Origin of the sequence: Chitinophaga sp. Cy-1792 (assembly GCF_011752935.1) — a bacterium.
Taxonomy (GTDB): Bacteria; Bacteroidota; Bacteroidia; order Chitinophagales; family Chitinophagaceae; genus Chitinophaga.
On the sequence record NZ_VWWO01000001.1, the window covers coordinates 1,128,567 to 1,152,609 of the forward strand.

Annotated in this window: 24 protein-coding genes; 18 read left to right on the plus strand and 6 right to left on the minus strand. The window is 44.2% G+C overall.

What is annotated here, in order from left to right; all coding sequences use genetic code 11:
• The first annotated feature begins 102 nt into the window (after nucleotides 1–102).
• A complete protein-coding gene (frr, locus tag F3J22_RS04675; protein ID WP_167014778.1) occupies nucleotides 103–666 on the plus strand; it encodes a ribosome recycling factor in 564 nt (187 codons plus the stop codon).
• A gap of 95 nt (nucleotides 667–761) precedes the next feature.
• On the opposite strand, the gene F3J22_RS04680 is transcribed toward frr, so the two are convergent.
• Nucleotides 762–1,640, minus strand: a complete 879-nt coding sequence (locus tag F3J22_RS04680; protein ID WP_167014780.1) for a DMT family transporter — start codon at nucleotides 1,638–1,640, stop codon at nucleotides 762–764.
• Nucleotides 1,641–1,749: 109 nt separating this feature from the next.
• Between F3J22_RS04680 and F3J22_RS04685 the strand changes: the two genes are divergently transcribed.
• The 12 genes from F3J22_RS04685 (at nucleotide 1,750) to F3J22_RS04740 (ending at nucleotide 11,025) form a co-directional block, all read left to right on the plus strand.
• A complete protein-coding gene (locus tag F3J22_RS04685) occupies nucleotides 1,750–2,496 on the plus strand; it encodes a PPK2 family polyphosphate kinase (protein ID WP_167014782.1) in 747 nt (248 codons plus the stop codon).
• A 74-nt stretch (nucleotides 2,497–2,570) separates the two neighbouring features.
• A complete protein-coding gene (gene mscL, locus F3J22_RS04690) occupies nucleotides 2,571–3,002 on the plus strand; it encodes a large conductance mechanosensitive channel protein MscL (protein ID WP_167014784.1) in 432 nt (143 codons plus the stop codon).
• A gap of 93 nt (nucleotides 3,003–3,095) precedes the next feature.
• Entirely contained in the window at nucleotides 3,096–4,043 is a 948-nt protein-coding gene (locus F3J22_RS04695; RefSeq protein ID WP_167014786.1) for a DUF3078 domain-containing protein, read from the plus strand.
• Between the two features lie 91 nt (nucleotides 4,044–4,134).
• A complete protein-coding gene (locus F3J22_RS04700; RefSeq protein WP_167014788.1) occupies nucleotides 4,135–4,926 on the plus strand; it encodes a segregation/condensation protein A in 792 nt (263 codons plus the stop codon).
• A 22-nt stretch (nucleotides 4,927–4,948) separates the two neighbouring features.
• Nucleotides 4,949–5,824 (plus strand): helix-turn-helix domain-containing protein, encoded by an 876-nt coding sequence (locus tag F3J22_RS04705; RefSeq protein ID WP_167014790.1) that lies wholly within the window; start codon nucleotides 4,949–4,951, stop codon nucleotides 5,822–5,824.
• A gap of 100 nt (nucleotides 5,825–5,924) precedes the next feature.
• On the plus strand, nucleotides 5,925–6,797 hold the full coding sequence (locus tag F3J22_RS04710; RefSeq protein ID WP_167014792.1) for a pirin family protein: 873 nt from the start codon (nucleotides 5,925–5,927) through the stop codon (nucleotides 6,795–6,797).
• Nucleotides 6,798–6,855: 58 nt separating this feature from the next.
• Nucleotides 6,856–7,383 (plus strand): YceI family protein, encoded by a 528-nt coding sequence (locus F3J22_RS04715; RefSeq protein ID WP_167014794.1) that lies wholly within the window; start codon nucleotides 6,856–6,858, stop codon nucleotides 7,381–7,383.
• A gap of 21 nt (nucleotides 7,384–7,404) precedes the next feature.
• Entirely contained in the window at nucleotides 7,405–8,034 is a 630-nt protein-coding gene (locus F3J22_RS04720; RefSeq protein ID WP_167014796.1) for an NAD(P)H-dependent oxidoreductase, read from the plus strand.
• A gap of 162 nt (nucleotides 8,035–8,196) precedes the next feature.
• Nucleotides 8,197–8,607, plus strand: coding sequence for an OsmC family protein (locus F3J22_RS04725; RefSeq protein WP_167014798.1), 411 nt, complete (start codon nucleotides 8,197–8,199; stop codon nucleotides 8,605–8,607).
• A gap of 325 nt (nucleotides 8,608–8,932) precedes the next feature.
• Complete coding sequence (locus F3J22_RS04730) at nucleotides 8,933–9,646, plus strand: pirin family protein (RefSeq protein ID WP_205195141.1); 714 nt, start codon at nucleotides 8,933–8,935, stop codon at nucleotides 9,644–9,646.
• Between the two features lie 121 nt (nucleotides 9,647–9,767).
• Nucleotides 9,768–10,502, plus strand: a complete 735-nt coding sequence (locus tag F3J22_RS04735) for an HAD-IIB family hydrolase (protein WP_167014800.1) — start codon at nucleotides 9,768–9,770, stop codon at nucleotides 10,500–10,502.
• 145 nt (nucleotides 10,503–10,647) lie between these two features.
• Complete coding sequence (locus F3J22_RS04740) at nucleotides 10,648–11,025, plus strand: hypothetical protein (RefSeq protein WP_167014802.1); 378 nt, start codon at nucleotides 10,648–10,650, stop codon at nucleotides 11,023–11,025.
• On the opposite strand, the gene F3J22_RS04745 is transcribed toward F3J22_RS04740, so the two are convergent.
• The 3 genes from F3J22_RS04745 to dxs all read right to left on the minus strand — a co-directional run bounded on the left by F3J22_RS04745 (nucleotide 11,022) and on the right by dxs (nucleotide 15,370).
• Nucleotides 11,022–12,017, minus strand: a complete 996-nt coding sequence (locus tag F3J22_RS04745) for a PAS domain-containing protein (protein WP_167014804.1) — start codon at nucleotides 12,015–12,017, stop codon at nucleotides 11,022–11,024. The two genes, F3J22_RS04740 and F3J22_RS04745, sit on opposite strands and share 4 nt — an antisense overlap.
• 299 nt (nucleotides 12,018–12,316) lie before the next feature.
• The gene (locus F3J22_RS04750; RefSeq protein WP_167014806.1) at nucleotides 12,317–13,363 is read right to left on the minus strand and encodes an iron-sulfur cluster-binding domain-containing protein; all 1,047 of its coding nucleotides are present in this window, start codon (nucleotides 13,361–13,363) and stop codon (nucleotides 12,317–12,319) included.
• Between the two features lie 81 nt (nucleotides 13,364–13,444).
• Nucleotides 13,445–15,370, minus strand: a complete 1,926-nt coding sequence (gene dxs, locus F3J22_RS04755; RefSeq protein WP_167014808.1) for a 1-deoxy-D-xylulose-5-phosphate synthase — start codon at nucleotides 15,368–15,370, stop codon at nucleotides 13,445–13,447.
• Nucleotides 15,371–15,648: 278 nt separating this feature from the next.
• Here dxs and F3J22_RS04760 point away from each other — a divergent pair, with 278 nt between their 5' ends.
• Complete coding sequence (locus F3J22_RS04760) at nucleotides 15,649–16,650, plus strand: sensor histidine kinase (RefSeq protein WP_167014810.1); 1,002 nt, start codon at nucleotides 15,649–15,651, stop codon at nucleotides 16,648–16,650.
• A gap of 100 nt (nucleotides 16,651–16,750) precedes the next feature.
• Entirely contained in the window at nucleotides 16,751–17,479 is a 729-nt protein-coding gene (locus F3J22_RS04765; RefSeq protein ID WP_167014812.1) for a LytTR family DNA-binding domain-containing protein, read from the plus strand.
• Nucleotides 17,480–17,647: 168 nt separating this feature from the next.
• Here F3J22_RS04765 and F3J22_RS04770 read toward each other — a convergent pair whose 3' ends face one another.
• On the minus strand, nucleotides 17,648–18,403 hold the full coding sequence (locus F3J22_RS04770) for a geranylgeranylglyceryl/heptaprenylglyceryl phosphate synthase (protein WP_167014814.1): 756 nt from the start codon (nucleotides 18,401–18,403) through the stop codon (nucleotides 17,648–17,650).
• A 347-nt stretch (nucleotides 18,404–18,750) separates the two neighbouring features.
• Between F3J22_RS04770 and F3J22_RS04775 the strand changes: the two genes are divergently transcribed.
• Nucleotides 18,751–22,077, plus strand: coding sequence for a vitamin B12-dependent ribonucleotide reductase (locus F3J22_RS04775; protein ID WP_167014816.1), 3,327 nt, complete (start codon nucleotides 18,751–18,753; stop codon nucleotides 22,075–22,077).
• A gap of 395 nt (nucleotides 22,078–22,472) precedes the next feature.
• On the opposite strand, the gene F3J22_RS04780 is transcribed toward F3J22_RS04775, so the two are convergent.
• Nucleotides 22,473–22,676: a hypothetical protein gene (locus F3J22_RS04780; protein ID WP_167014818.1), complete on the minus strand. Its 204-nt coding sequence runs from the start codon at nucleotides 22,674–22,676 to the stop codon at nucleotides 22,473–22,475.
• 194 nt (nucleotides 22,677–22,870) lie between these two features.
• Here F3J22_RS04780 and F3J22_RS04785 point away from each other — a divergent pair, with 194 nt between their 5' ends.
• A complete protein-coding gene (locus tag F3J22_RS04785; RefSeq protein ID WP_167014820.1) occupies nucleotides 22,871–23,401 on the plus strand; it encodes a hypothetical protein in 531 nt (176 codons plus the stop codon).
• A gap of 27 nt (nucleotides 23,402–23,428) precedes the next feature.
• Complete coding sequence (locus F3J22_RS04790) at nucleotides 23,429–23,908, plus strand: YcxB family protein (RefSeq protein ID WP_167014822.1); 480 nt, start codon at nucleotides 23,429–23,431, stop codon at nucleotides 23,906–23,908.
• Nucleotides 23,909–24,043: the final 135 nt, after the last annotated feature.

Sequence of the window (24,043 nt, forward strand, 5' to 3'; positions counted from 1 at the left end):
GTCTCTACCGTGTAGGGACCCTTTTTTAATAGCTTAATGAAGGCCTCTCTTTGACGATTAAAAGAAAACCTGTAGGTTTGCACGCACTTAACTACTTATGTTATGCAAGATGATCTAACGCTTATCCTTGATGATGCAGCAGACTCGATGAAGAAAGCAATCGGGCACCTGGAAGCGGAACTGACTAAAATCAGGGCTGGTAAAGCCAATCCAGCTATCCTGGATGGTATCTATGTTGATTACTATGGCGCTGCTACTGCACTTAACCAGGTGGCAAATGTGGCAATTGCTGATGCCCGTACCCTTACCATACAGCCTTGGGAGAAAAATATGCTTCAACCAATCGAAAGAGCGATCATCGCTTCCAACATTGGCCTGAACCCTCAGAACGATGGTGTTATCATTCGTCTCTTCCTCCCTCCTCTCACAGAAGAAAGAAGGAAAGAGTTCGTAAAAAGAGTAAATGGTGAAGGTGAACAGGCAAAAGTTGCCATCCGCAACATTCGCCGCGATGCAATCGAAGCAATTAAAAAATTGCAGAAAGATGGCCTGAGCGAGGATACCGCCAAAGATGCCGAAGCAGATGTTCAGACTATGACCGACAAGAACAGCGTGGTTATTGATAAACATTGCGAAGCCAAGGAAAAAGAAATTATGTCTATCTAATCTTAAAAGATTATACCAGGACATAAAAAAATAAAAATAGCCGTCTCTACTTAGCAGAGACGGCTATTTATTTTTTTAACGGCATGTAATAAACGTTATCCGGCTTTTTTAGCTTTATTTACCAGGAATACTCCAAACAGGATAATCAGCATACATAATACCGATACCCAGGTAATTGGTTCATGGGCAAGCAAACCCCATCCCATGGCGACTATCGGTAACGCATATGTTACCATCGATGCAAAAACAGCTCCAGCTCTGCGGATCAGCAGATAAAATAGTACTGCCGCCACACCGGTGCCCATAACACCAAGTACTAGTCCGGCTGAAAGTGAGCGCCATGGCGCATTTTCAGTAGTGAACTGTTGGAAGAAACCGGTGAATAAAAGAATAGGTAAAGTAAATAGTCCACAGAAAAACATGGCTATTGATCCCAGTTGTAAAGAGGCATATCCTTTCAGGTGATGATGTACCAGACTGATATTGGCGCCATAGCTGACTGTGGCCACCACCACGAGCAGGCCATAATACCAGTATTCGTTGGAGGCAATGCCTTTATTCATAAACAGTAGCACTACCCCTAACAGACCTACGCAAACACCTGTCAGCTGCGCTTTCTTAATCGGTGCCTTATAAATCAGGAAACCGGTAAGTAACGCCATCAGCGGTGTCAGTGAATTTAAAATGCCAGCCAGGGAGCTGTCGATCTTTGTTTCGGCCAGACAAAAAAGAAAAGCCGGAATACCATTACCCAGTAATCCGGAAAGTATGATGACAGGTAATTTGTTTACTGGCGTTTCCCGCAGGTATTTGGGAAGAAAAGGCAGTAATGCCACACCAGCCGCTACAAGCCGCAAGCTGGCTACCTGGTAGGGACTAAAGGCTTCCAGCCCGATTTTCATGAGTATGAAGGAACTTCCCCAGGTAAGCGACAGTAGCAGAAAGATACCCCAATTGGCAATTCGTTGGTTCAATGCAGCGAGATTTTGAACAGCAAAGGTCTGATTATTTCTGCAAAAGATCGGAAAACACGCAACACATCCGGGATGTTTTTGTTAAATTTAATTATAAGAATGCAATTCCATGGGTAAAATCAAGCTAGCAGATATCAGCACTACCGCTCCCAAAAAAGCAGATAAAGACAAACTGAAAGCAGAAACGAAAGAGATCTTACTGGAACTAGACGAACTCCAGAATCTCCTGTATGCAGAACATAAGCATAGTATTTTAATGGTCATCCAGGGAATGGATGCCAGCGGCAAAGATGGTGTAATCAAAAACGTTACGGGTACATTGAATCCGCAGGGATGTACGGTTGTTTCCTTCAAAACGCCTACCAAGGAGGAAATGGATCACGACTTTTTATGGAGAGTACATAAGCAGGCGCCGGGGAAAGGTATGATACAGGTATTTAACCGCTCGCACTATGAAGATATCCTGATACAACGGGTACACAAGTGGATTGATGATAAGGTGGCCTATAAGCGAATGGATGCCATCAATGATTTTGAAAAATTACTGGCCGTACATGGCAATACACAAATCCTGAAATTCTATTTGCATGTATCCCGGGAAGCCCAGCAGCAAAGACTTATAGAGCGCACAGAAGACCCAAGGAAGATGTGGAAATACAATGAGCAGGACCTGGAAGAAGCCAAACTCTGGGATAAGTATATGTCTGCCTATGAAGATGCCATTAACAACTGCAACTATATACCGTGGATGGTTATACCGGCAGATCAGAACTGGTATAAAGAGTACCTGATTGCAGTAACGTTAAGGGATACACTGAAATCTCTGAAGATGAAATATCCCCGTCTGAAGAAATAATGTATTGTGAATGAAGATGTTCCGCAATTAATATACTAATTTCGTTATAGACTTAACCACTTAAACCTTGCATTATGTCATTCATTAAGGAGTTTAAAGAGTTTGCCTTGAAGGGCAATGTAATGGATCTTGCTGTGGGTGTGATCATTGGAGGAGCGTTTGGAAAGATCGTTACATCATTGGTAGATAATGTGCTGATGCCTATCGTTAGTCTTTTTACAAGAGGCACAGATTTCAATGACCTATTTGTTGTTATAGGTGGTGCTGATACGAATAAGTATCCTACTATAGCTGCTGCAAAAGCCCACGGCCAGAGCGTGCTGGCATATGGTTCCTTTATTCAGAGTGTTATCGATTTCCTGATCATCGCTTTCTGTATTTTCCTGATGGTGAAAGCAATGAATAAACTAATGAAGAAGAAAGAAGAAGCCCCAACTCCTGCAGAACTTACTACCCAGGAGAAATTGCTGACAGAGATCCGCGATACATTAAAATCAAAAAACTAAGTTCCTGACTAATATTTTTATGCCTGTCGCTTCTACCCGGAAGTGGCAGGCATCATATGTTTATTGTTTATCCTAATGAGTAAAATGAAATTGATGAAAAAATTTACTTTATCCATTGCCTGCTGCCTGATGATTTTTGGAATGACAGCACAGGCACAGAATGACTGGATGAAGACAGATCGTGAAACCGCTGCGAAAAAGTTAAAAGTCAAAGACCCCAAAGACACTATTCCGAAATTATGGGACAAGGGGCTGAACCTGAATATCAACATCAACCAGGGATCATTAAGTAACTGGGCTGCGGGTGGTGATAATTTTTCTTTTTCTCTTGGTGCTACTGTTTTCGCCTGGGCTAATTATAAAAAAGGCAGAAGAGAATGGAGCAACGTCGCTGATCTGGCATATGGTTACATCAGTACCACCAGTCTGGGAAGTCGTAAAAGCGATGACCGTATTGACCTTACCACCAAATATGGTTATGATATCGGGAGAAACTGGTACGTAAGCGGATTGGTGAACCTTCGTACACAGTTTACAGATGGTTATCTGTATACGGATACTTCTCATACTTTCTCCTCTACCTTCTTCTCTCCTGCCTATATCCTGGTGTCTCCGGGTTTTGACTGGAGGCCAAACAAGGAGTTCTCCCTGTTCTTATCTCCAATCACAGCGAGATTTGTAACGGTATTCAATAAGTATCTGTCTGACCAGGGCGCTTATGGTGTTGATACCGGTAAAACAGTGAAATATGAAATGGGTGCTTACCTTTCTGCCAATTATATAAAAACGATAGGAAAAAATATTGCCTACAAAGGCCGTTTAGATCTATTCTCCGATTATCGTCATAATCCGCAGAATATAGACGTTTACTTTACGAATGCGCTGGAACTGAAGGTGAATAAATATATCTCTGCCGTACTGACCTTAGATATGATTTATGATGATGATGTGAAAGTCTTTAAGAATAAAGAGACTGGAGTAATGGGGCCACGATTACAGGTAAAGCAGGTGATTGGGGTCGGGTTTGCCGCCAAGTTTTAATTAGCCGGAATTTTGTTATTTTTGATATATACAGCAGCAGGAACTGTTCTTAATAAGACACCTGCTGCTGTTGACAATTAAACAGATATACGTGACTGAGCAAACGACATACAAAATTGTACTACCACAGTTTGAAGGGCCATTTGACCTGCTGCTGTTCTTTATCGAGCGCGATGAGCTGGATATTTACAATATCCCGATAAATAGGATTACGCAGGACTTCCTGAGTTATATCCACCAGATGGAGGCTTTAAACATAGAACTGGCGAGTGAGTTTATTTTGTTTGTGTCTACGTTGATGCGTATCAAGGCAAAAATGCTGCTGCCACGTAAAGAGCTGGATGAGCAGGGAAATGAAATCGATCCCCGCTTAGAGCTGATCGATAAAATCCTGGAATACAAGCGCTATAAGCAGGCCGCCATTGAACTGGCTGAAATGGAGGCCGACAGGATGCTGGCCATCAAACGTGGTAACATCCAGAAAGAGCTCGCCGAAATCGGGGAAGCTACCAGTGAAGGTACTGAGGTACAGACACTTACACTCTTCAAGCTGGCGAAAACCTTTGAAAAGGTCATGCAGCGCATGAAAGAGCGTGACAATAAACCGCAGCACGTGGTGTATAAATACGACTACACCATGGAAGGTTCCAGAATGTACATGGAAGAACTGGCAAGACATGAACGCACGCTGTCTTTTGAGAAGATCTTTGATCATTGTAAAGACCGTGTACATGCTATCTTTCTGTTCCTCAGTATGCTGGAGTTAGTGCAGATGAAACATATGACCATCATGGTCGGAGAAGGCAGAAATAACTTTATTATTGATTATATAGATCCTTCCGACAGGGAGGAAGAACAAGCAGGAGTTTTAATAGATGGCTGATAAACGTGGAAAAATAGAAATCTTGTCCTTACCGGAGTATAATCACACGAATCCTACTTTTATCGTTTCGGGTTTGTGTGAACTAGGTGATAGCTTTTTTGACCAGATCGGAAAAGCGCATCGCCATGATTTCTATACGATTTACTGGATCAGAAAGGGCAAATTACGCCATACTATTGACTCTGTAGCACATGAGGTTAAAGATAATACCCTGTTTTTCCTGGCACCGGGACAGGTTCATAACATCCAGTCCAGCGAAAAAATTGAAGGGTACATGATCGCCTTCCAGGATTCATTTATGTGCCTGCGGGACCAGTCACAGACCTCCGCTATCAAATCCAGCCTGTTTTTCAACAGCCAGTTTAGTTCTGTTATCCAATTATCAGAAAGTGATACGGAAGATTTTGACGCCGTTATCAAGCTGATGATGAAGGAATTATCGTTGCGTGAACCGGATTATGATACCGCCCTGCATGGATTACTGCGGTATTTTCTTGTACTGGCTTCCCGTGTGAAAGGAGAAAGCGTTATCGCCACGAACGAGCAACATGCTGCACATAATAGCTCTATATTCCTGAAATTCAAGAACTTAATCGAAGATAAATATACCGAGCTGAAGAATGTATCTGATTACGCCAATCTGCTTTACATAAAACCGGTATTATTAAACGAAATTAGCAAACAACTTTCCGGTATCACAGCCGGGGAGCATATCCGTAACAGGGTCATCCTTGAAGCGCAGCGCTATTTGCACTTTACGGATCTGACAGCCAAAGAAATAGCCTACAAACTTGGCTTTGAGGATCCTCATTATTTCAGCCGCTTCTTTAAAAAATATACCAACCAGAGCCCTTCTGAGTTTAAAGAAGCTGCCAAAGTGGTCAATACACAGCCATAAATCTCCCCTTTTTGAAAAAAGTCCATTACTAGCTGAAATTTATCCATTTCAAATAGGTGTTGCGACATGTAATTTTGTATTGTCTTAATCGGAGGACGATATGAAAACGATAAAACATGTAACGAACATTTATAAAGCACCTGCACCGCATATGGTGGGTGATGGCTTCAGAGTACACAGTGTACTGCCTGGAGGTACCCGTAACGAGCAGAATAAGGTAAGTCCGTTTATCCTGATGGATTATGGCGCTCCTTCTTACTTCCCTCCTACGAACAGGCCGCGTGGCGTGGACCAGCATCCGCATAAAGGTTTTGAAACCGTGACCGTGGTATATCAGGGCGCATTGGAACACCGTGATTCTACAGGCAGCTATGGTAAACTGGCTCCCGGGGATGTACAGTGGATGACTGCTGCCGGTGGTATTGTACACGAAGAAAAGCATGAAACAGCGTTCAGCAAAAAAGGTGGAAAGGTAGAAATGGCACAACTGTGGGTAAATCTGCCGAAGGCATATAAAAATATCCAGCCACATTATCAGAATCTTACCAAAGCAGAAATACCAGTAGTAGACATTACTGCAAACAGTTACCTGCGTGTAATTGCAGGTGAATTCAATGGTCAGAAAGGTGCTGCCAGCACATATTCGCCGGTAAATGTATTTGATGTGCAATTGAAAAAAGGTGATAGCGTAACCGTTTCTTTCCCTGCACACTTCAATACCATGGCGGTTTTGATGCAAGGTGAAGCTGACTTCGACGGTACTGCTGCGAAAGCTGTTGAAACAGTATTTTTTGATCAGCAGGGTACAGAAATCATGATCACCGCTAAGGAAGATACTTCATTGCTGTTGCTGAGTGGTGAACCTATTGACGAGCCCATCTTCGCTTATGGACCGTTTGTGATGAACAACGAAGAAGAAATTGTAGCGGCCATCAATGACTACAACGCCGGTAAAATGGGCTTCCTGAACTAATAAAAGCATTTAAATATCTCTCTATAAACAATTATTAATACTTAAAATTTTAAATAAAATGACTACCTGGAAAATTGATCCTTCCCACAGTGATGTACAGTTTAAAGTAAAACACCTGATGATCACTACTGTTACCGGCCAGTTCGGTACATTCGATGCAACCATGCAAACTACTGGTAATGATTTTACCAATGCTACTATATCTTTTGAGGCAGATGTTAACAGCATCACTACTCAGAATGCACAACGTGACCAACATCTGTTACAGGGCGATTTCTTCGAAGTAGAGAAGTTTCCAAAACTGAATTTTGTATCTAAAGAAGTGAAGAAAATCGACAACGAAACCTATAAGCTGATCGGTGACCTGACTATCCGCGACAATACCCGCCCTGTTGAACTGAACGTTGAATACGGTGGTGAAGTTGTAGATCCATGGGGCCAGGTAAAAGCAGGTTTTGAACTGAGCGGTAAAATCAACCGTAAAGATTTCGGTCTGACTTTCCACGCTGTAACCGAAGCTGGTGGCGTAATGCTGAGCGACGATGTGAAATTGCTGGCTAGCGTTCAAATGGTTAAACAACAGTAATAATTATAAAGAATAATTTCGATGAACATTATAGAAAAGCTGGAATGGCGCTACGCTGTAAAGAAATATGATCCGGCTAAAAAACTGACCGAAGCACAGTTGAATAACCTGATTACAGCAACACGTTTATCTGCGTCTGCATATGGCTTACAGCCTTATAAAATACTGGTGATAGAGAACCCGGCAGTACGTGAAAAACTGAGAGCTGCTTCCTATAATCAGTCTCAGGTTACTGATGCTTCTCAACTGATCGTATTTGCGCGTGTGGCTGATTTACAGGAAGCTCACGTAGATGCCTATACTCAGAATATTGCGGCTACCCGTAATATAGATCATTCGATGTTAGATGATTTTGCTGCTGTGATGAAAGGTACGGTTAAGAGACTGGATGCAGGCAGTGCCGCTGCCTGGACAGCAAAGCAGGCTTATCTTGCTTTGGGATTTTTACTGACAGCCGCCGCCGCTGAAGGAATTGATGCCAGCCCGATGGAAGGCTTCGATCCGGCGCAATACGATGAAATTTTAGGATTGAAAGATAAGGGATTGTCTGCAGTAGTAATTGCGGCCGTAGGCTTCAGAGCTGCTGATGATCAGATGCAACATGCGAAGAAAGTACGTAAGCCACTGGAAGAATTCGTAGAAGTAATTTAAGGGATCAATTGACAGGAGTAATACAGGCCTTCCGGCATTGCCGGGGGGCCTTTTGTTATGCTTATGTTTCAATCTGCTAACCTGCAGTAAATCCCGGAATTTATTTGTAATTTGGCGGCCTACACTGCTTTTTTCACCGCAAAAAGTTAAACAGATAATACTATGAAAAGATTCGCTTCAGCCAATTGGCAAGGTACCGGCAAAGAAGGTAAAGGAACACTCTCTTCTCAGGCAGGTGCGCTGAACAACACTCCATATTCTTTCAGCAGCCGTTTCGAAGATGGCGCAGGTACTAACCCTGAAGAGCTGATCGCTGCTGCTCACGCAGGTTGCTTTACTATGAAACTGAGCTTCATCATCTCTGGTGCCGGTCTTACCCCAGGTAACATCGATACTAAATGCACTATCACCTTCGAAAACGGTGCTATCACTGAAAGCCACCTCGAAGTGAAAGCCAGCGTTCCTGGTCTGGATGCCGCTAAATTTGAAGAGTTTGCGAAAGATGCAGAAGCTAACTGCCCTATTTCCAAACTGCTGAATACTAAAATTACTATGGACGCTACACTGGTATAATTACCATTGTTTCATGTTTTTAAAGAAGCTGTTTCTACAAGTAGAAGCAGCTTTTTTATTTTATGCCAATAATGGCCTCGGGCCCCGTACCCCCAATCACCCTGGCATGGCGGGATCGACCTCAGGTCCGCCCCATTCACGCGCCATCAGCTAAGTTTGGCTTTGCGAGCCCGCAGCAGGCGGAACAACAGTGTCTCTGCGAGCTTTGCGGATCTTTGCGCACTTTGCGAGAAAGAAAAAAAGTTCACCCTTTTCTAAATAACGTCCATTCTCTACCGCTCACAGATGTACGATATTTGTATCGTAATTAAACACAGGAGCAATTATGAAAAAGGTAATACATCGTGCGGCTGACAGAGGTTTTGCGAATCACGGCTGGCTTAAATCATATCATACTTTCAGTTTCGCTAACTATTACAATCCCGATATGATCCATTTCGGTGCATTGCGCGTACTGAACGACGACTCCGTTAAAGGTGGCATGGGCTTCGGTTCACACCCGCACGACAATATGGAAATTGTATCCATCGTATTGGATGGTGCACTTGCACATAAAGACAATACCGGCAGAGATAAAGTAATTAATAAGAACGAAGTTCAAATCATGAGCGCCGGTACAGGTATCGTGCACAGCGAGTTTAATGCATCTAAAACAGATGATGTAAACTTCCTGCAGATATGGGTATTCCCTAAACACAGGAACGTGGCGCCAAGATATGACCAGCAGGCATTTGACCCGGCAGACAGGCATAACAAATTCCAGGAAGTTGTATCGCCAGGCGAAGAAAGCAGTAAGTTATGGCTGAACCAGGACGCCTGGTTTTCATTGGGAAATTTCGATGAAGGACAACAGTTCGCCATTAAGCCGAAGCAGGCTGGACAAGGAAGTTACCTGTTTCTTATCAGTGGAGAAGCTACGATCGGAGAAGATAAATTGAGTGCCAGAGATGGAATTGGTATTGCTGATTATGATACATTAACAATTGATGTAACCAAACCGGCAGAGTTTTTGTTGATAGATGTGCCAATGATACAGTAAACAGTCGTACTAATTACTAACCCATTATATAGAGGGTGAACAGGCTTTCAAAACCTGTTCACCCTTTTTTAATATGGCTTAGCGGCGTAAATGAGGTAACTTTGCAGCATAATATTAGCCTATGCTTTTAGCTACAGATCTTGATGGGACCTTCCTGGGCGGTACAGACAACGATAGAAAAATACTGTATGACCTTGTTCGTAATAATAACGATATCAAACTGGTTTTTGTAACTGGAAGGGGTGTTGCCGGCGTATTCGATTTACTCGACAGCTCAGACTGGTTACCAAGGCCGGAATATATCATCTGTGATGTAGGTTGTACGGTAACGCATTATGAATCAAAGCAGCCTGTAGCTGCCATTCAACAGCAGATTGCTGCTTTGTGGCCCGGCGACCATATCAGAGAGGAATTAAAAGTGGTGAATGGCTTACTGCATCTGGATTCCCATCAGCAGTACCGTTGCTCCTATTTCTACGATGAAAACACGGATTTTGCACATGCTTCGCAGATGGCAGAACAGCTGGCCTGCGATATATTGCTCTCTGATGGCAAGTATCTCGATTTTCTTCCCAAAGGTGTAAATAAAGGCTTTTCTGTATTAAAACTTACCCAATATCTGCAGATACCCAGGGAGAAAGTACTGGTAGCAGGAGATACGATGAATGATTATTCCATGTTTGCCGCAGGATTTAACGGTGTGGTAGTAGGTGAATCTGAAGCAGAACTGGTAAGGAGTACTGCCGGAATGCCGCATGTATTGCAATCCATACAACCTGGCGCCGGAGGTATTCTGGAAGCACTTGGAAAGTTCCCGGAATTGGCTGCAGTACTAGGAAATTCAACACTAAAATAGTATAGGATCTTTACAGTTTCGGATCAATAAAGTACGTACCTTCGAAGTGAATCTCAGGTAACAATAGTCTGGTGTAATCTGTTGACAGGATAAAGACTACAGCGTTGGAAATGATGCTATTTCATCATCATTTAAACTATACACCATGAGTACAACCGCACAACCAACTGAGCTGAATGAACAGCTCAATTCCTGGAAGGAAGAAGTCAGAGAAGTAAAAGAAGAAGTAACCCTGATGCGGGAGCGTTTAGAGCAGATCGCATTGAGTAAGGCACCTAAAGAAGTACTTAGCCAGGTCGAGCATTTTGAAAACCGTTTGCTGCGTCAACGGGAAGTTGCAGATGAAATGTTCCACGATATTAAACAAAGCGCTAAAAAGCATTCAGACATTCCATCACAGGTACATCACGACGATCGCCCGGTACATGATTATCCCACATTACAAAGCCGCATGGAAACATTCCAGCAATTATACATGCAGCTGAAGAGTGAATTCAACCACTTCATTGCAAGCCTGGGTTAAACATCATTGTGTATCTCCCTTGCTTTCTTTTCTATTTTATGAATGATTTCATCCAGCTGTAAAGTTGACTGATGCAGCCAATCCATGAGCTGCGCGTTGAACTGTGCATCTTTATTGTTTACATCAAACAACTGGGCTATACTTAAAATAGAAACTACCGGCCTTCTGATTTCATGGGAGTTGATCCAGGTGATTTCTTTTAATGTCCGATTTTGCTCCTCCAGCTTTTTAGCCTGGCGGACATGGTTATCTATATCCTGAATGATACCGATCATACGAACAGCCACAGTACCATTATAGGTGATGCTGGCCCTGTCGGAGATATACTTGTAGGTGCCATCTGCACAGCGGAAGCGGTATTCGGCAGACCAGTAATGTTGCTTGTTCAGCATGGCATTTTCCATCATATTGACCACCTTCTGAGAGTCTTCCGGGTGAATATTGTCTTTCCACCAGTGAAGATTATCGTTTGCTTTGGCATTATGATGATGGAAGATGGTGGATAACCCGTGGTTCCAGGCGATTTCGCCGGTCAGGAGATTACGGTCGTAAATGGCGTCGTTGGTGGTTTGTGCCAGTACTTCATACCTGCTGCCCTGTTCCGTTGCCTTGTTGGCCGCTTTCACCTGATCATCCACATCTTTGGCCATGATAAACCTTGCTTCCTTTCCACGATATGTCACAGAGTGGGCATAAAGCTCCACGAAAAACTCAGTACCGTCTTTCTGGCGGTGTTTCCAGATGCCGCGATAATCGACACCATCACAACGGTCTTTAATATTATTCATGAGATATTTCAGCTCACCCGGATCACGTATGTCTTTGATTGTTAGCTGAAGGAATTCCCGCCTGGAATAGCCGTATTTGTTGACCGCCGCATTGTTGACAGAAAGAAAATGAAGGGTGTCCTTTTCGTAAATCCACATGGGGATAGGATGGTCATAGAAAAGCCTTTCGTACTGAACGCTGTGTTTCACCTTACGTACAGTCATGACTACCAGTGTTGCAATTGCAACAAGCAGCAACAATTCGTTGCAGAGTAACAGGTATTGGAAATGGACAGGTATATTCTGTAAACCGCTATTGGCCGCAACCAGGAAATATCCATTTATGCAAGCGACAATAGCTAACAGACACATGAGTATAGCTTTCAACGGAGCCCTTTGCATACCTGAATTTCCATAAAAAATCGGAAATAAATATTTCGCAGATTAAATAATTATACTCTGTATTGTGATTGAATTATTTTCATTTTGATAAAATAATTAATGTGTGCAGATGATGTACCGGACTAGATTTCAATGGTCGCGGGACTCTCTTTTACGTAACCAACGCAGGTAAGAATATAGCCGTTTCCGATTTCCCTGTCGGTAAGTACTTCATTCACGCTCATGTTGATTTTTCCGGTACTGCAACGGGCGGTACAGGAGCCGCAAACGCCACCTTTGCAACTGTAGGGAAGGGCAATGCTGTTTTCCAGCGCATGTTGCAGAATAGTTTTATTGCCGGGTATTTTCAGTTCGTAATCCTGACCGTTTAACCGGATGGTGAGGGCTTTCAGGGAGCTGTCGTCCGGAATGCCTGTTTTTTCGATTTTAACGGCTGTATTTACCACGAAATTCTCTTTATGCAGCTGATCCTGGCTGAAGCCGGCAAAAGTAAGCGTAAACATAATCATCCGCATATAATCCGGAGGGCCGCAGAGATAGAAATGAGCATCTGCCGGCTGATAGCGCATATATTGCTTTACCATGGTTTCCAGCAGCAGATTACTGAGCCGGCGGTAGGTATGGGTAGCATCCGGGTCGCCGGAATAGAGGTAGATGACCTGCAGTTGTTCCGGGTATTGTTTTTCCAGCGATTGTATTTGGGAGAGGAAGATTGTTCTGTCTGGCGAAGAATTGCTGTAAATAAGCTTGATATGGGCCGTGGGCTCTTCTCTTAAAAGATAATTCAGTATGGAGAAAACCGGGGAAATGCCGCTGCCTGCGGCCAGGAGGAAGATATCCCTGGGCGTTGCCGATGGCGCAACAGGTGTAAATCTCCCGGAGGGGGCAATGGCGGAAATAACATCTCCGGTTTGCCAGTCGTGCAGGATATGGCGGGATATCTCCCCATTTTCCTTGCGGCGTACGGTGATGGCCGGTAATGGGTCTATTCCTGGCGTGGTGCTGATAGAATAGGAGCGGCGATGGGTGATGCCATGTAAGGTAATAAGGAAAGTGAGAAACTGTCCGGGGAGCCAGTGTATCGGTGTGGCGTCGGTATTTTCCAGTACATAGGTTCTGGTATCTTCTGTTTCCCTGATGATATCTTTTATGCGTAATTGCAGGTACATGGCAGTGGGAGGATAAAAAAAGAGTTACAGGAAAACCCTGTAACTCCCTGAAAAAATATGGTGATTACTGCTGTGTTATTTTCAGACAGTAACGGTGATTTTATTTTTCATCATTTCGCGGGTAGCGCGGGCAATACCGGCGGCATCGTAGCCACATTCGCGGAAGAGTTCTTCCGGTTTACCGTGTTCGATGATGGTATCAGGAACACCGAGCATGCGGATATCAGCCTTGTAGTTATGTTTAGCCATGAATTCGAGGATGGCAGAGCCAAATCCGCCAACGATGGTTCCATCTTCCACGGTGATCACTTTATCGTATTGCTGGAATACTTCATGGAGGAGTATTTCGTCCAGTGGTTTTACGAAACGGAGGTCGTAGTGTGCAGGCTGGAGGCCATCTGCCATCAGTTCCCTGATAGCTTCGGTCACGAAGTTGCCTGGGTGTCCGATGGAGAGGATGGCGATATCTTTACCATCGCGGAGTTTGCGGCCGGTACCGGGTTTAATGGCTTTGAACGGCGTGCGCCATTCAGGCATAACACCTTGTCCGCGTGGATAGCGGATAACATAAGGCAGGTTGTTATCAGGCAGCTGGGCGCTATACATGAGGTTTCTGAGTTCTTCCTCATTCATTGGTGCGCTGATGATAACGTTAGGGATGCCGCGCATGTAGGCGATATCATAAACGCCGTGGTGCGTAGGTCCGTCTTCTCCAACGAGTCCGGCTCTGTCGAGGCAGAATACTACCGGCAGTTTCTGGATGGCTACATCGTGAACGGCCTGGTCGAATGCACGTTGGAAGAAGGAAGAATATATATTACAGAAAACACGCATGCCTTGAGTGGCCATACCGGCGGAGAGGGTAACGGCGTGTTGTTCGCAGATACCTACATCGAATGCGCGGTTGGGCATTTTCTCCATCATGAATTTGAGGGAGGAGCCGGAAGGCATGGCAGGCGTGATGCCTAAAATTTTATCGTTTTGTTCGGCGAGTTCAATGATGGTATGACCAAAAACGTCCTGATATTTAGGCGGTTGTGGTCTTTCCGGTACTTTTTTGAAGATTTCGCCGGTGATTTTATCGAAGAGGCCTGGTGCGTGCCAGGTGGTCTGGTCTTTTTCTGCGAGTGCGTACCCTTTACCTTTTGTGGTAACGATATGGAGCAGTTTAGGGCCGGGGATATCTTTCAGGTCCAGCAGGGTATCTGTGAGTTTGGTAATATTATGGCCGTCGATGGGGCCGAAATATCTCATTTTGAGTGACTCAAAGAGGTTGCTGGATTTGGACACCACACCTTTCAGACTGGCTTCCAGTTTGGAGGCCATATCGCGGGTGAAGTTTTTACCTACCGGCAGTTTACCGAGGAGGTTCCATACGTCATCGCGTAATTTGTTATAGGTTGGAGAGGTGGTGATATCGGTGAGATATTCTTTCAGGGCGCCTACGTTTGGATCAATGGACATGCAGTTATCGTTGAGGATAATGAGCACGTTGGCATTGGCAACGCCGGCGTGGTTGAGTGCTTCGAAGGCCATACCTGCTGTCATGGCGCCGTCGCCGATGACTGCGATATGCTGGCGGTCGAACTCCCCTTTATAGGCGGAGGCCATGGCCATGCCGAGGGCAGCAGAAATCGACGTAGACGAGTGTCCTACGCCGAAGGTATCGTAATTACTTTCGTCTCTTTTAGGGAAACCGCTGATGCCTTTGTATTTCCTGTTGGTAGGAAATGCTTCTCTCCTTCCGGTCAGGATTTTGTGGCCGTAAGCCTGGTGGCCTACGTCCCAAACGAGCTGATCATAAGGCGTATTAAATACATAGTGCAATGCCACTGTAAGCTCCACCACACCCAGGCTGGCAGCAAAGTGCCCGCCATGCACACTTACAACGTCAATGATGTACTGACGCAGTTCTTCACAAACCTGGTGAAGTTGTTCCTTACTGAGCTTTCGCAGATCAGCAGGATATTCGATTTGGCTCAACAGTTGACCAGCCGTAATATTCATAATATGGCTCAGGGTTTATTTTAAAAAACAAAAATAAGTAAAAATGCTGTGGTTTTGGGCGTTTGGTCTTCGGTTATTTGACTATCTGATAAGTTTCCTAAATTTACAGAATTGTATTTTAAATACCATCGCACTGTTTGAATACTTTCAGCCCCATTGTTAGTGAGTGACCAACTAAACCAGTTAAAAATGCAATCTGCCTTTTGTAACAATTAGGTTTTACCCCGAAAGTTCAAACGGTATATTTGGAAGAATAGGAGATATACTAATTTTTATTAATGTTTAAAGTAATTTCTAAATATTGGTGGTGCCAGATTCTGGGATGGTTAGCATATTTCCTGATTAATGCCTTTATCTTTTCTGTTTCGGCAGATTTGCTGGTATTTACCTTAATGGGGGTAATGTCTACACATCTTTTCCGGTATCTGATACACAAAGCAGACTGGGGAACCTATAGCCTGGATAAGCAATTGCTGTTGTTTTTCTGGATACTGGTAGGTTCGGGTACGCTGTTATTCATCTGCTATTATCTCATTCTGCGTTTTATTTTTATGGATGAGCAGCCAATATCGGATGTATTCAGAAGGCTGGTAACGGCTTACCTGATTGCGACGATGTGGTGGACCATCTACTTCCTGTACCATTACGTAGAGCGTACTACGGCGGAGAAGGTGGACCAGCTGACGTTGCAGGCTACGGTAAAGGAGCTGGAGCTGAAGACGATCAAGGCGCAGCTGAACCCGCATTTTATCTTTAATGCGCTGAACAGTATCCGTGCGTTGGTGGATGAGAATCCGCAGCGTGCGCGAACGGCTATAACGGAGTTGTCGAATATCCTGCGGAGCTCTATGGCGGCGGAGAAGTCGGAAACGGTGAGTATGGAGAAGGAGTTGAATATAGTAAGGGATTACCTGGCGCTGGAAACGATTCGTTTTGAGGAGCGGCTGGTAGTGACTTACGATATTGATCCGGATACGTTGTCGTTGCAGGTACCGCCGATGATGTTGCAGACATTGGTAGAAAATGCGATCAAGCATGGTATTTCCAAGACCATCAATGGTGGAAACGTGATGATTAGTTCTCATTTGAAGGGCTTGCAGCATGAGATAACCATTGAAAATACCGGGCAGTTTGTGGAAAACGCGAGGAATGGGCACGGTTTTGGGCTGGAAAGTACCAGGCAGCGGTTAAGTTTGTTATTTGGTAACCGTGCATCCTTTGCTATCCGTAATAAGGACGCACAGATTGTAGAGGCGAGGGTATTAATGCCGATATTATAAGCAGGAAAATGTATTTGTTTAACCGCTATAGCAGGAGTATTCTTGCTATGGCATTTTTATATTAACTAAATTAATCATTCAACCAAACTTCATATTGCCAATGAAAAAAGCATTGATAATAGATGATGAACGCCTGGCCAGGAGTGAGCTAAAGAAGCTGCTTGCCGATCACCCGGAGATAGTGGTGGTGGGAGAAGCCGTTAATGCGAAGGATGGTATCGAGAAGATTGAGACGTTACATCCTGATCTCCTGTTTCTGGACATTCAAATGCCTGACAAGACTGGCTTTGAGCTGTTGGCTGAGTTGGAAAAAACACCGCAGGTGATTTTCACTACTGCCTACGATGAGTATGCGTTGAAAGCCTTTGAGTACAATGCGCTGGATTACCTGTTGAAGCCTATAGAGCCGAAACGACTGGCGGATGCGATTCAGAAGCTGCACCAGCAGGAAGAGAAAGAGCGTATGGCTGCTACCGGCGCTATTCGTACTACCTTATCCGAGAGTGACCAGGTTTTTGTGAAAGATGGGGACCGTTGCTGGTTTGTGAAACTGCAGGAAATCCGTCTTTTTGAAAGTGTGGGTAACTATGCCAGGGTTTATTTTGAAACTAATAAACCATTGATTTTGAAATCATTGAACGCGCTCGAGGAACGTCTTGACGAGCGGGTATTTTTCCGTGCCAACCGTAAACATATCGTCAATCTTCGTATGATTGAAAAAATTGATACGTATTTCAATGGTGGATTACTACTTGAAATGCGTGGCGGTGAAAAAATTGAAGTCAGCCGCAGACAGGCAGTGAAGTTTAAGGAGATGATGAGTCTCTGATATGATCAGGCCAGAAACCCCGTTGCTGGTAATATTTGGGGGGCCATTAAAAAGTGTGTTGTAAACAGGCGGCCAAGAGCCTGACTTGTAAAGTTGCTAAATAAAATATTAGGGCCTTCACTTCTGTGAAGGCCCTCTTTATTAAAGCGTTTAAGATCAGATATTGAATCAGGCGTTGACTGGTACGGAGTGTACGGCGTCAGCCAGTTCTTTGATGAGAGAGAGATCATTTTCGATGGCATTGCCAACAACGATAATATCGGCGCCGGCTTTGCAGTTGCGGTAGGCTTTTTCAGCATCTCTGATACCACCGCCAACGATGATAGGAGCGCTTACCTGGCTGGATACCCTGCTGATCATGGTTTCGGTGATCGGGTTTTTAGCCCCGCTTCCGGCGTCCATATAGATCACTTTCATACCCAGCATTTCGCCTGCCATAGCGGTACACATGGCAATATCCGCCTTGTCTGCCGGGATGGGCGTAGCATTACTGATATAAGAAACAGTAGTAGGTGCACCACCGTCAATTACCATATAACCTGTTGAAATGACTTCCAGGCCGCTCTTTTTAACAGCAGCGGCAGAAACCACATGTTGTCCTATCAGCAGTTCCGGGTTTCTTCCGGAGATCATGGATAAGTACAAAAGGGCGTCAGCGTAGCGTGATACCTGTGATGGGCTTCCCGGGAATAGTATAACCGGGATATCGCAACTGGCTTTCATCTGCTGGACACATTCGTCCAGATGGTCTGTGATAACAAGGCTGCCACCAAGGAAGATATAGTCCACTTTGGCAGCGGTGCATTTGGCGGCTAGTTCAATGATGCCCGCAGGAGTGACCTTATCGGGGTCAATTAAAACCGCGAATGCTTTTTCCTTCTTAGACTTCCTTTCGATGAACGAATTGTAAATTTTATTGTACATCAATAGCGCATTGTTCCGGTTGTCGCAAATGTATAATTTTTTTGTTAATAACCTACATTGATAAATAAATATGCATGAGATTCATTTTTTATTCATGAAGATCAAGATAAATACTTTTTTATATAAGGTTAATTACATCTGATAGTATTTGTCAAAATTTAAGCCGATTTACGACAATAGTACCACTGTTGGTATAACAATTCCGGCCCCAAAGAGTTTGTGGAATTATCCACAACTTGTGCAAAATAAATGGGTTGTCCTCCGCAATTAAAAAATTATTTTAGTAGTAACCGCGTTTAAGAAAGTACGTATTGTTAACTATTGTCTGATCCTAGAAAAAATTCAGCATGAAAAATCCAGCAAACACTAGCGCCGGGCTTACATTTTCACGTCAATATACGAAGGAAAATGTTAGTGCGTTCGATCAGTTTGAATATGATTACAGAACATCGGTCATCAGAAACCCCGGGGGTGATATAGTATTCGAGATGACGAATGTGGAGGTCCCGTCGGGCTGGTCGCAGATAGCTACGGATATTCTTGCACAGAAATATTTTCGCAAGGCAGGCGTACCACAGGCAGATGGCAGTACCGGCAAGGAGACTTCCGTAAAACAGGTAGTACATCGTATGGCCAACTGCTGGCGGGCTTGGGGCGAAAAATATCATTATTTCGCAACGCCGGAAGACGCACAGGTGTTCTATGATGAACTGGTGTATAGTATGCTGAATCAGGGCTGCGTGCCTAATTCTCCCCAATGGTTCAACACCGGATTATATGAAAGTTATGGTATAAAAGGCAAGCCACAAGGACACTATTATGTAGAACAAAACACAGGGAAACTGGAAAAATCTACCTCTGCCTATGAGCGGCCTCAGCCGCATGCCTGCTTTATCCTCAGTGTAGCAGACGACCTTGTAAATGAAGGTGGTATCATGGATTTGTGGATGCGGGAAGCCAGGATATTCAAATATGGTTCTGGTGTGGGTACTAATTTTTCCGCCATCAGAGGAGAAGGTGAAAAGCTGAGTGGTGGTGGTACCAGTAGTGGTCTGATGAGTTTTCTGAAGATAGGTGACCGTGCTGCCGGCGCTATCAAATCAGGTGGAACAACCCGTCGTGCAGCCAAAATGGTTTGTCTGGATCTCGACCATCCCGAGATCCTGGATTTTATCAACTGGAAAGTAGAGGAAGAAAAGAAAGTGGCCGCATTAATAGCTGCGGGATATGCTGCTGATTATGAAGGGGAAGCTTATAAAACTGTATCCGGACAAAATTCCAATAACTCCGTTCGTATTCCTAATAAATTTTTCCATCAGTTACAGGAAGGTGGCGACTGGGACCTGATTGCCCGTACCACGGGTAAGTCTGTCAAAACCATTGCTGCGCGCGAGTTGTGGGATCAGATAGCCTATGCGGCGTGGCGCTGTGCCGATCCCGGCACCCAGTACGATACCACTATCAATGAGTGGCATACCTGTCCGCAGGGAGGGCGAATCAATGCGTCGAATCCGTGTTCGGAATATATGTTCCTGGACAACACTGCCTGTAACCTGGCGTCGGTGAACCTTCGCCGGTTCTTTGATGAAGATTCGAACCGTTTTGATGTACCTGGATTTGAGTATACGGTGCGTCTCTGGACGGTGGTGCTGGAGATATCAGTATTGATGGCACAATTTCCTTCGAAGGAAGTGGCGCAGCTGAGTTATGATTACAGAACGCTGGGGCTGGGCTATGCCAATTTAGGCTCTATGCTGATGGTGAGTGGGATACCTTACGACAGCGAAGAAGCGCGTGGCATTACCGGTGCTATTACCGCTATTATGACAGGTGTTGCCTATAAAACATCTGCGGAGATGGCGGCGCATCTGGGGCCTTTTGCGCGGTATGCAGCTAACAGGGAAGATATGTTGCGCGTTATGCGGAATCATCGTGCTGCCGCTTATGATGCTGCTGATGCCTACGAAGGATTAGAGATAAAGCCCGGTGGGATCAATGCGGTGTATTGTCCGGATTATCTGCTGAAAGCCGCAACTGTAGCCTGGGACGAGGCCGTGCAGTTAGGAGAGCAGTATGGGTACCGTAATGCACAGGCAACGGTGATCGCGCCAACAGGCACCATCGGATTAGTGATGGATTGTGATACAACCGGCGTGGAACCTGATTTTGCGCTGGTGAAATTTAAGAAATTATCAGGAGGAGGATATTTCAAGATCATTAATCAGTCTATACCCACTGCATTAAAAAATCTAGGTTATTCATCTGCAGAAATAAAAGCGATAGTAGCCTATGCGAAAGGTACGGGGTCTTTTGCAGGAGCGCCTTATATCAATCATCAGTCGCTGAGCGAGAAGGGATTTATCGGGGATGAATTGAAAAAGCTGGATAATGCGGTTATTTCTTCCTTTGATATATCATTTGTTTTTAATGTACATACATTGGGAGAAGAATGTTTACAAAGATTGGGTTTTACGCCTGAACAATATTTCAGTTTAGAATTTAGTCTGTTACATGCCCTGGGTTTTACAGATGATCAGATAGATGCAGCAAATGATTATGTGTGTGGTACAATGACGGTGGAAGGTGCGCCCTATCTGAAAGAAGAGCATCTGCCGGTATTTGATTGTGCCAACAAATGTGGAAAAAATGGTCAGCGATATATTCATCCGCACGGGCATATTCGCATGATGGCGGCAGCTCAGCCATTTATATCGGGGGCTATTTCAAAAACGATCAATTTGCCACATGAGGCGGTGGTGGAAGAAATTGCGGATGCTTATTATCTAAGCTGGGAGCTTGGATTGAAGGCCTGTGCATTATACAGGGACGGCAGTAAATTAAGTCAGCCGCTGAGTAATAAGGCCGACAAGAAGAAGACTGCAGATGCCTCCGCAGCGCAGCCTTTGCAGTTGACGGACCTGGAACAGCTGCGTACAGAAGAGCTGCTGGAAGAGGTGAGTAAACGGATGATAGCCAGCAAGGATACGACATTAAAGCGTCAGTTGTCGAGGATTGTGGAGCATAAGACATTACCGGGTAAGCGGGGTGGTTTTACGCAGAAGGCACAGGTAGGAGGTCAAACTATCTTCCTGCGGACGGGCGAGTATAACGATGGCACTTTGGGAGAGATATTTATTGATCTGGCGAAGGAAGGTTCTACGTTGCGCAGTCTGATGAACTGCTTTGCCATTGCGGTATCGGTGGGGTTGCAGTATGGGGTGCCGCTGGAAGAGTTTGTGGACAAGTTTGTATTTACCAGGTTTGAGCCTGCGGGGATGGTAGACCATCCGAATATAAAGACGGCTACGTCTTTGGTGGATTATATATTCCGGGTGTTGGGTTACGAGTACCTGGGTCGGACCGACCTGGTGCATTTGCTGGATGCGCCTGGCAATACCGGGGAAGATGATGGTACTGCGGAGGAATTGCCTGCTCCTCCCCTGTCGGGTGTGCGGGTAACGGCGCCGGGGAACCAGGTGGATAGTGGTCAGCCGGCCTCCAGGCCTGTGAAGCAGTCTCTTGCCGGTGTGCATAAAGGTGAAAATAGTACGCAAGATTATATGCGAAGCATGCAAAGTGATGCGCCTGCCTGTAATGTTTGCGGTCATATAACAGTGCGTTCGGGAACGTGCTACAAATGCCTGAATTGCGGTAACAGTATGGGTTGTAGCTGATTTGGTGTTGCAACTTCTTGTTAATGATATGTTATTTAGGCTCTAAAATTTCAAAGAAAAATAACATGCCCTTACCTTTGTATTCAAATAGGGTTTTCATAGGATAGTAACAAATTGAGGGCGCTTTTCTAGGCGCCCTTTTACTTTTTAAAAAAGACCCCGATTGGGTGTTTTTTCCTGGAATACTACTATTTGCGGTCCATACTTACCATCTACTCTATCTCCGATATTCCCATCGGCTGATCAGGATTTTCATTTTCATTTAAAAACGAGCCTTTTTTTTCGAGATATCGAAAAATCAAGGGGTTATTTTTTTCATTTCTCAATATTTGTCATGATCTGATCATCATGATATAATTTTATTATATTTGTTATTGTATTAATTTTTATTATGGTTACTGTCCTATGAAAAACCAAATATTCCTACAGCGTGACTCTTCACGCACGTAAATGACTCTCGAAAGCAATGGTTCGCCCATTGCTTTTGTTTTTTCCGGGAGTTGCGCCTTCGGCGCTTTTTCTTTCACGCAGAGCAGCATAAGGAGCAAAGCAGCATAAGGCTTATGTTTTGTTGGTAATGGCAAAGATTGAGTTTTCATTATCTTTTTTATTGATTTTTAGAGAGATAAAAAAGCTGATCAGATTGCTTTTTTAAGTCAAAAATGACTAAAACTTTGAGTTTTTGGTTGATTTTGGCAAAAAAAGAAGCGTTAATTTTCCAGCGCAAAATTTTGTGGCGAGGCAGGATTTCTGAAAATAATTTGTATTTTTAGACTCGAAAAATTTACGCCTTATGAAGAAGCTGTTGTTCTTGCTGTTGGTAGTACTGGCCGCAGCCGCATCAGCAAATGCCAACACTGGGGTAATAAAGTACGGAGAAAAGATCTTCATCTATGGAGATAACAACGGGGATAAAAACGGAGGAGATAACAACGATAACCGTAAAGATTCCAAAACCGTCACTACCAATAACAAGCCTGTTCGTTTAGAAGAGTTTTTGTTATTATTTCCCAAAGCTGAAACTACTGAAAAAGTAGATGAAGGTGAGTTGGAAAAAGCGATTGTGGACCTGTACAAATGGTACCTGCAGAACGAAAATAAGATCAATACCAACGACTTCCTGAAGACGACGGATGGTAGTTCTCCTTTGTTTCCATTTAAAGTGGATCCTAAGGTGCTGCAACAGTATTTTCTCTTTGTAAAAAAGAATTTTCCAGGTTTCAGCGAAGATGACCTGAGTAATGTAAAACGTCCGCGTAAGAACGAACCCGTTACCAGACGCGACGATATGGATAATCCATTATCCATTTCTGTAAACAGATAGTAAATCATTGAAAGTCGGGATTGCCTAATGCATTTAGAGTTTAACTACGATAGAAATGAGGTGTTGAGTGCATTGCGGTATCATTTTCTGCATCGAGGCGAAATAAAAGTCTTTCGCAATACCATCATTATCTTCCTGCTAGCGACCTTTGCCGGGTATTTTTACCACCTGGTTACCATCAATGCCTTGACTGGTATTACCATCATGATCCTGGCATTAGTATGGATATTCTGGTATTTACTCCCGGTTTCTATCTACAATAAAGCAGCTACCTTTAAAGATGATATCCGCCTGAGATTCAATGACGACGGATTAGTGATTTCTACCGGAGCTACCTATCATGAACGGGTAATCGGCTGGAATAAGTTTTCGAAGGTGGTAGAAACAAAAAAATTCATCTACCTATATAGAGATCAAAAAACATTTTTTCTTATTCCCAGCAGTGCATTTGAGACGCCGGAGGCGTATAAAGAATGTTTGAGGTTATTGAAAGAGAAGATATCGTAAGAAAGCGCCTGATGGCGCTTTTTTTATGTGCGTATGATTTATTTCGTCCAACAAAAAGCGATGCCTCCGGCATCGCTTTTTGTTGGACGGGGGGCTGGCCTCTACTTCGTAGAGGCCAGCCCCCCGAACCCCGGA

What these genes read in the sequence shown, in the direction of transcription:
- frr (WP_167014778.1), top strand. Translation starts at nt 103, where the DNA reads ATGCAAGATGATCTAACGCTTATCCTTGATGATGCAGCAGACTCGATG.
- F3J22_RS04685 (WP_167014782.1), top strand. Translation starts at nt 1,750, where the DNA reads ATGGGTAAAATCAAGCTAGCAGATATCAGCACTACCGCTCCCAAAAAA.
- mscL (WP_167014784.1), top strand. Translation starts at nt 2,571, where the DNA reads ATGTCATTCATTAAGGAGTTTAAAGAGTTTGCCTTGAAGGGCAATGTA.
- F3J22_RS04695 (WP_167014786.1), top strand. Translation starts at nt 3,096, where the DNA reads ATGAAAAAATTTACTTTATCCATTGCCTGCTGCCTGATGATTTTTGGA.
- F3J22_RS04710 (WP_167014792.1), top strand. Translation starts at nt 5,925, where the DNA reads ATGAAAACGATAAAACATGTAACGAACATTTATAAAGCACCTGCACCG.
- F3J22_RS04715 (WP_167014794.1), top strand. Translation starts at nt 6,856, where the DNA reads ATGACTACCTGGAAAATTGATCCTTCCCACAGTGATGTACAGTTTAAA.
- F3J22_RS04720 (WP_167014796.1), top strand. Translation starts at nt 7,405, where the DNA reads ATGAACATTATAGAAAAGCTGGAATGGCGCTACGCTGTAAAGAAATAT.
- F3J22_RS04725 (WP_167014798.1), top strand. Translation starts at nt 8,197, where the DNA reads ATGAAAAGATTCGCTTCAGCCAATTGGCAAGGTACCGGCAAAGAAGGT.
- F3J22_RS04730 (WP_205195141.1), top strand. Translation starts at nt 8,933, where the DNA reads ATGAAAAAGGTAATACATCGTGCGGCTGACAGAGGTTTTGCGAATCAC.
- F3J22_RS04735 (WP_167014800.1), top strand. Translation starts at nt 9,768, where the DNA reads ATGCTTTTAGCTACAGATCTTGATGGGACCTTCCTGGGCGGTACAGAC.
- F3J22_RS04740 (WP_167014802.1), top strand. Translation starts at nt 10,648, where the DNA reads ATGAGTACAACCGCACAACCAACTGAGCTGAATGAACAGCTCAATTCC.
- F3J22_RS04745 (WP_167014804.1), bottom strand. Translation starts at nt 12,017, where the DNA reads ATGACTGTACGTAAGGTGAAACACAGCGTTCAGTACGAAAGGCTTTTC.
- F3J22_RS04750 (WP_167014806.1), bottom strand. Translation starts at nt 13,363, where the DNA reads ATGTACCTGCAATTACGCATAAAAGATATCATCAGGGAAACAGAAGAT.
- dxs (WP_167014808.1), bottom strand. Translation starts at nt 15,370, where the DNA reads ATGAATATTACGGCTGGTCAACTGTTGAGCCAAATCGAATATCCTGCT.
- F3J22_RS04760 (WP_167014810.1), top strand. Translation starts at nt 15,649, where the DNA reads ATGTTTAAAGTAATTTCTAAATATTGGTGGTGCCAGATTCTGGGATGG.
- F3J22_RS04765 (WP_167014812.1), top strand. Translation starts at nt 16,751, where the DNA reads ATGAAAAAAGCATTGATAATAGATGATGAACGCCTGGCCAGGAGTGAG.
- F3J22_RS04770 (WP_167014814.1), bottom strand. Translation starts at nt 18,403, where the DNA reads ATGTACAATAAAATTTACAATTCGTTCATCGAAAGGAAGTCTAAGAAG.
- F3J22_RS04775 (WP_167014816.1), top strand. Translation starts at nt 18,751, where the DNA reads ATGAAAAATCCAGCAAACACTAGCGCCGGGCTTACATTTTCACGTCAA.
- F3J22_RS04780 (WP_167014818.1), bottom strand. Translation starts at nt 22,676, where the DNA reads ATGAAAACTCAATCTTTGCCATTACCAACAAAACATAAGCCTTATGCT.
- F3J22_RS04785 (WP_167014820.1), top strand. Translation starts at nt 22,871, where the DNA reads ATGAAGAAGCTGTTGTTCTTGCTGTTGGTAGTACTGGCCGCAGCCGCA.
- F3J22_RS04790 (WP_167014822.1), top strand. Translation starts at nt 23,429, where the DNA reads ATGCATTTAGAGTTTAACTACGATAGAAATGAGGTGTTGAGTGCATTG.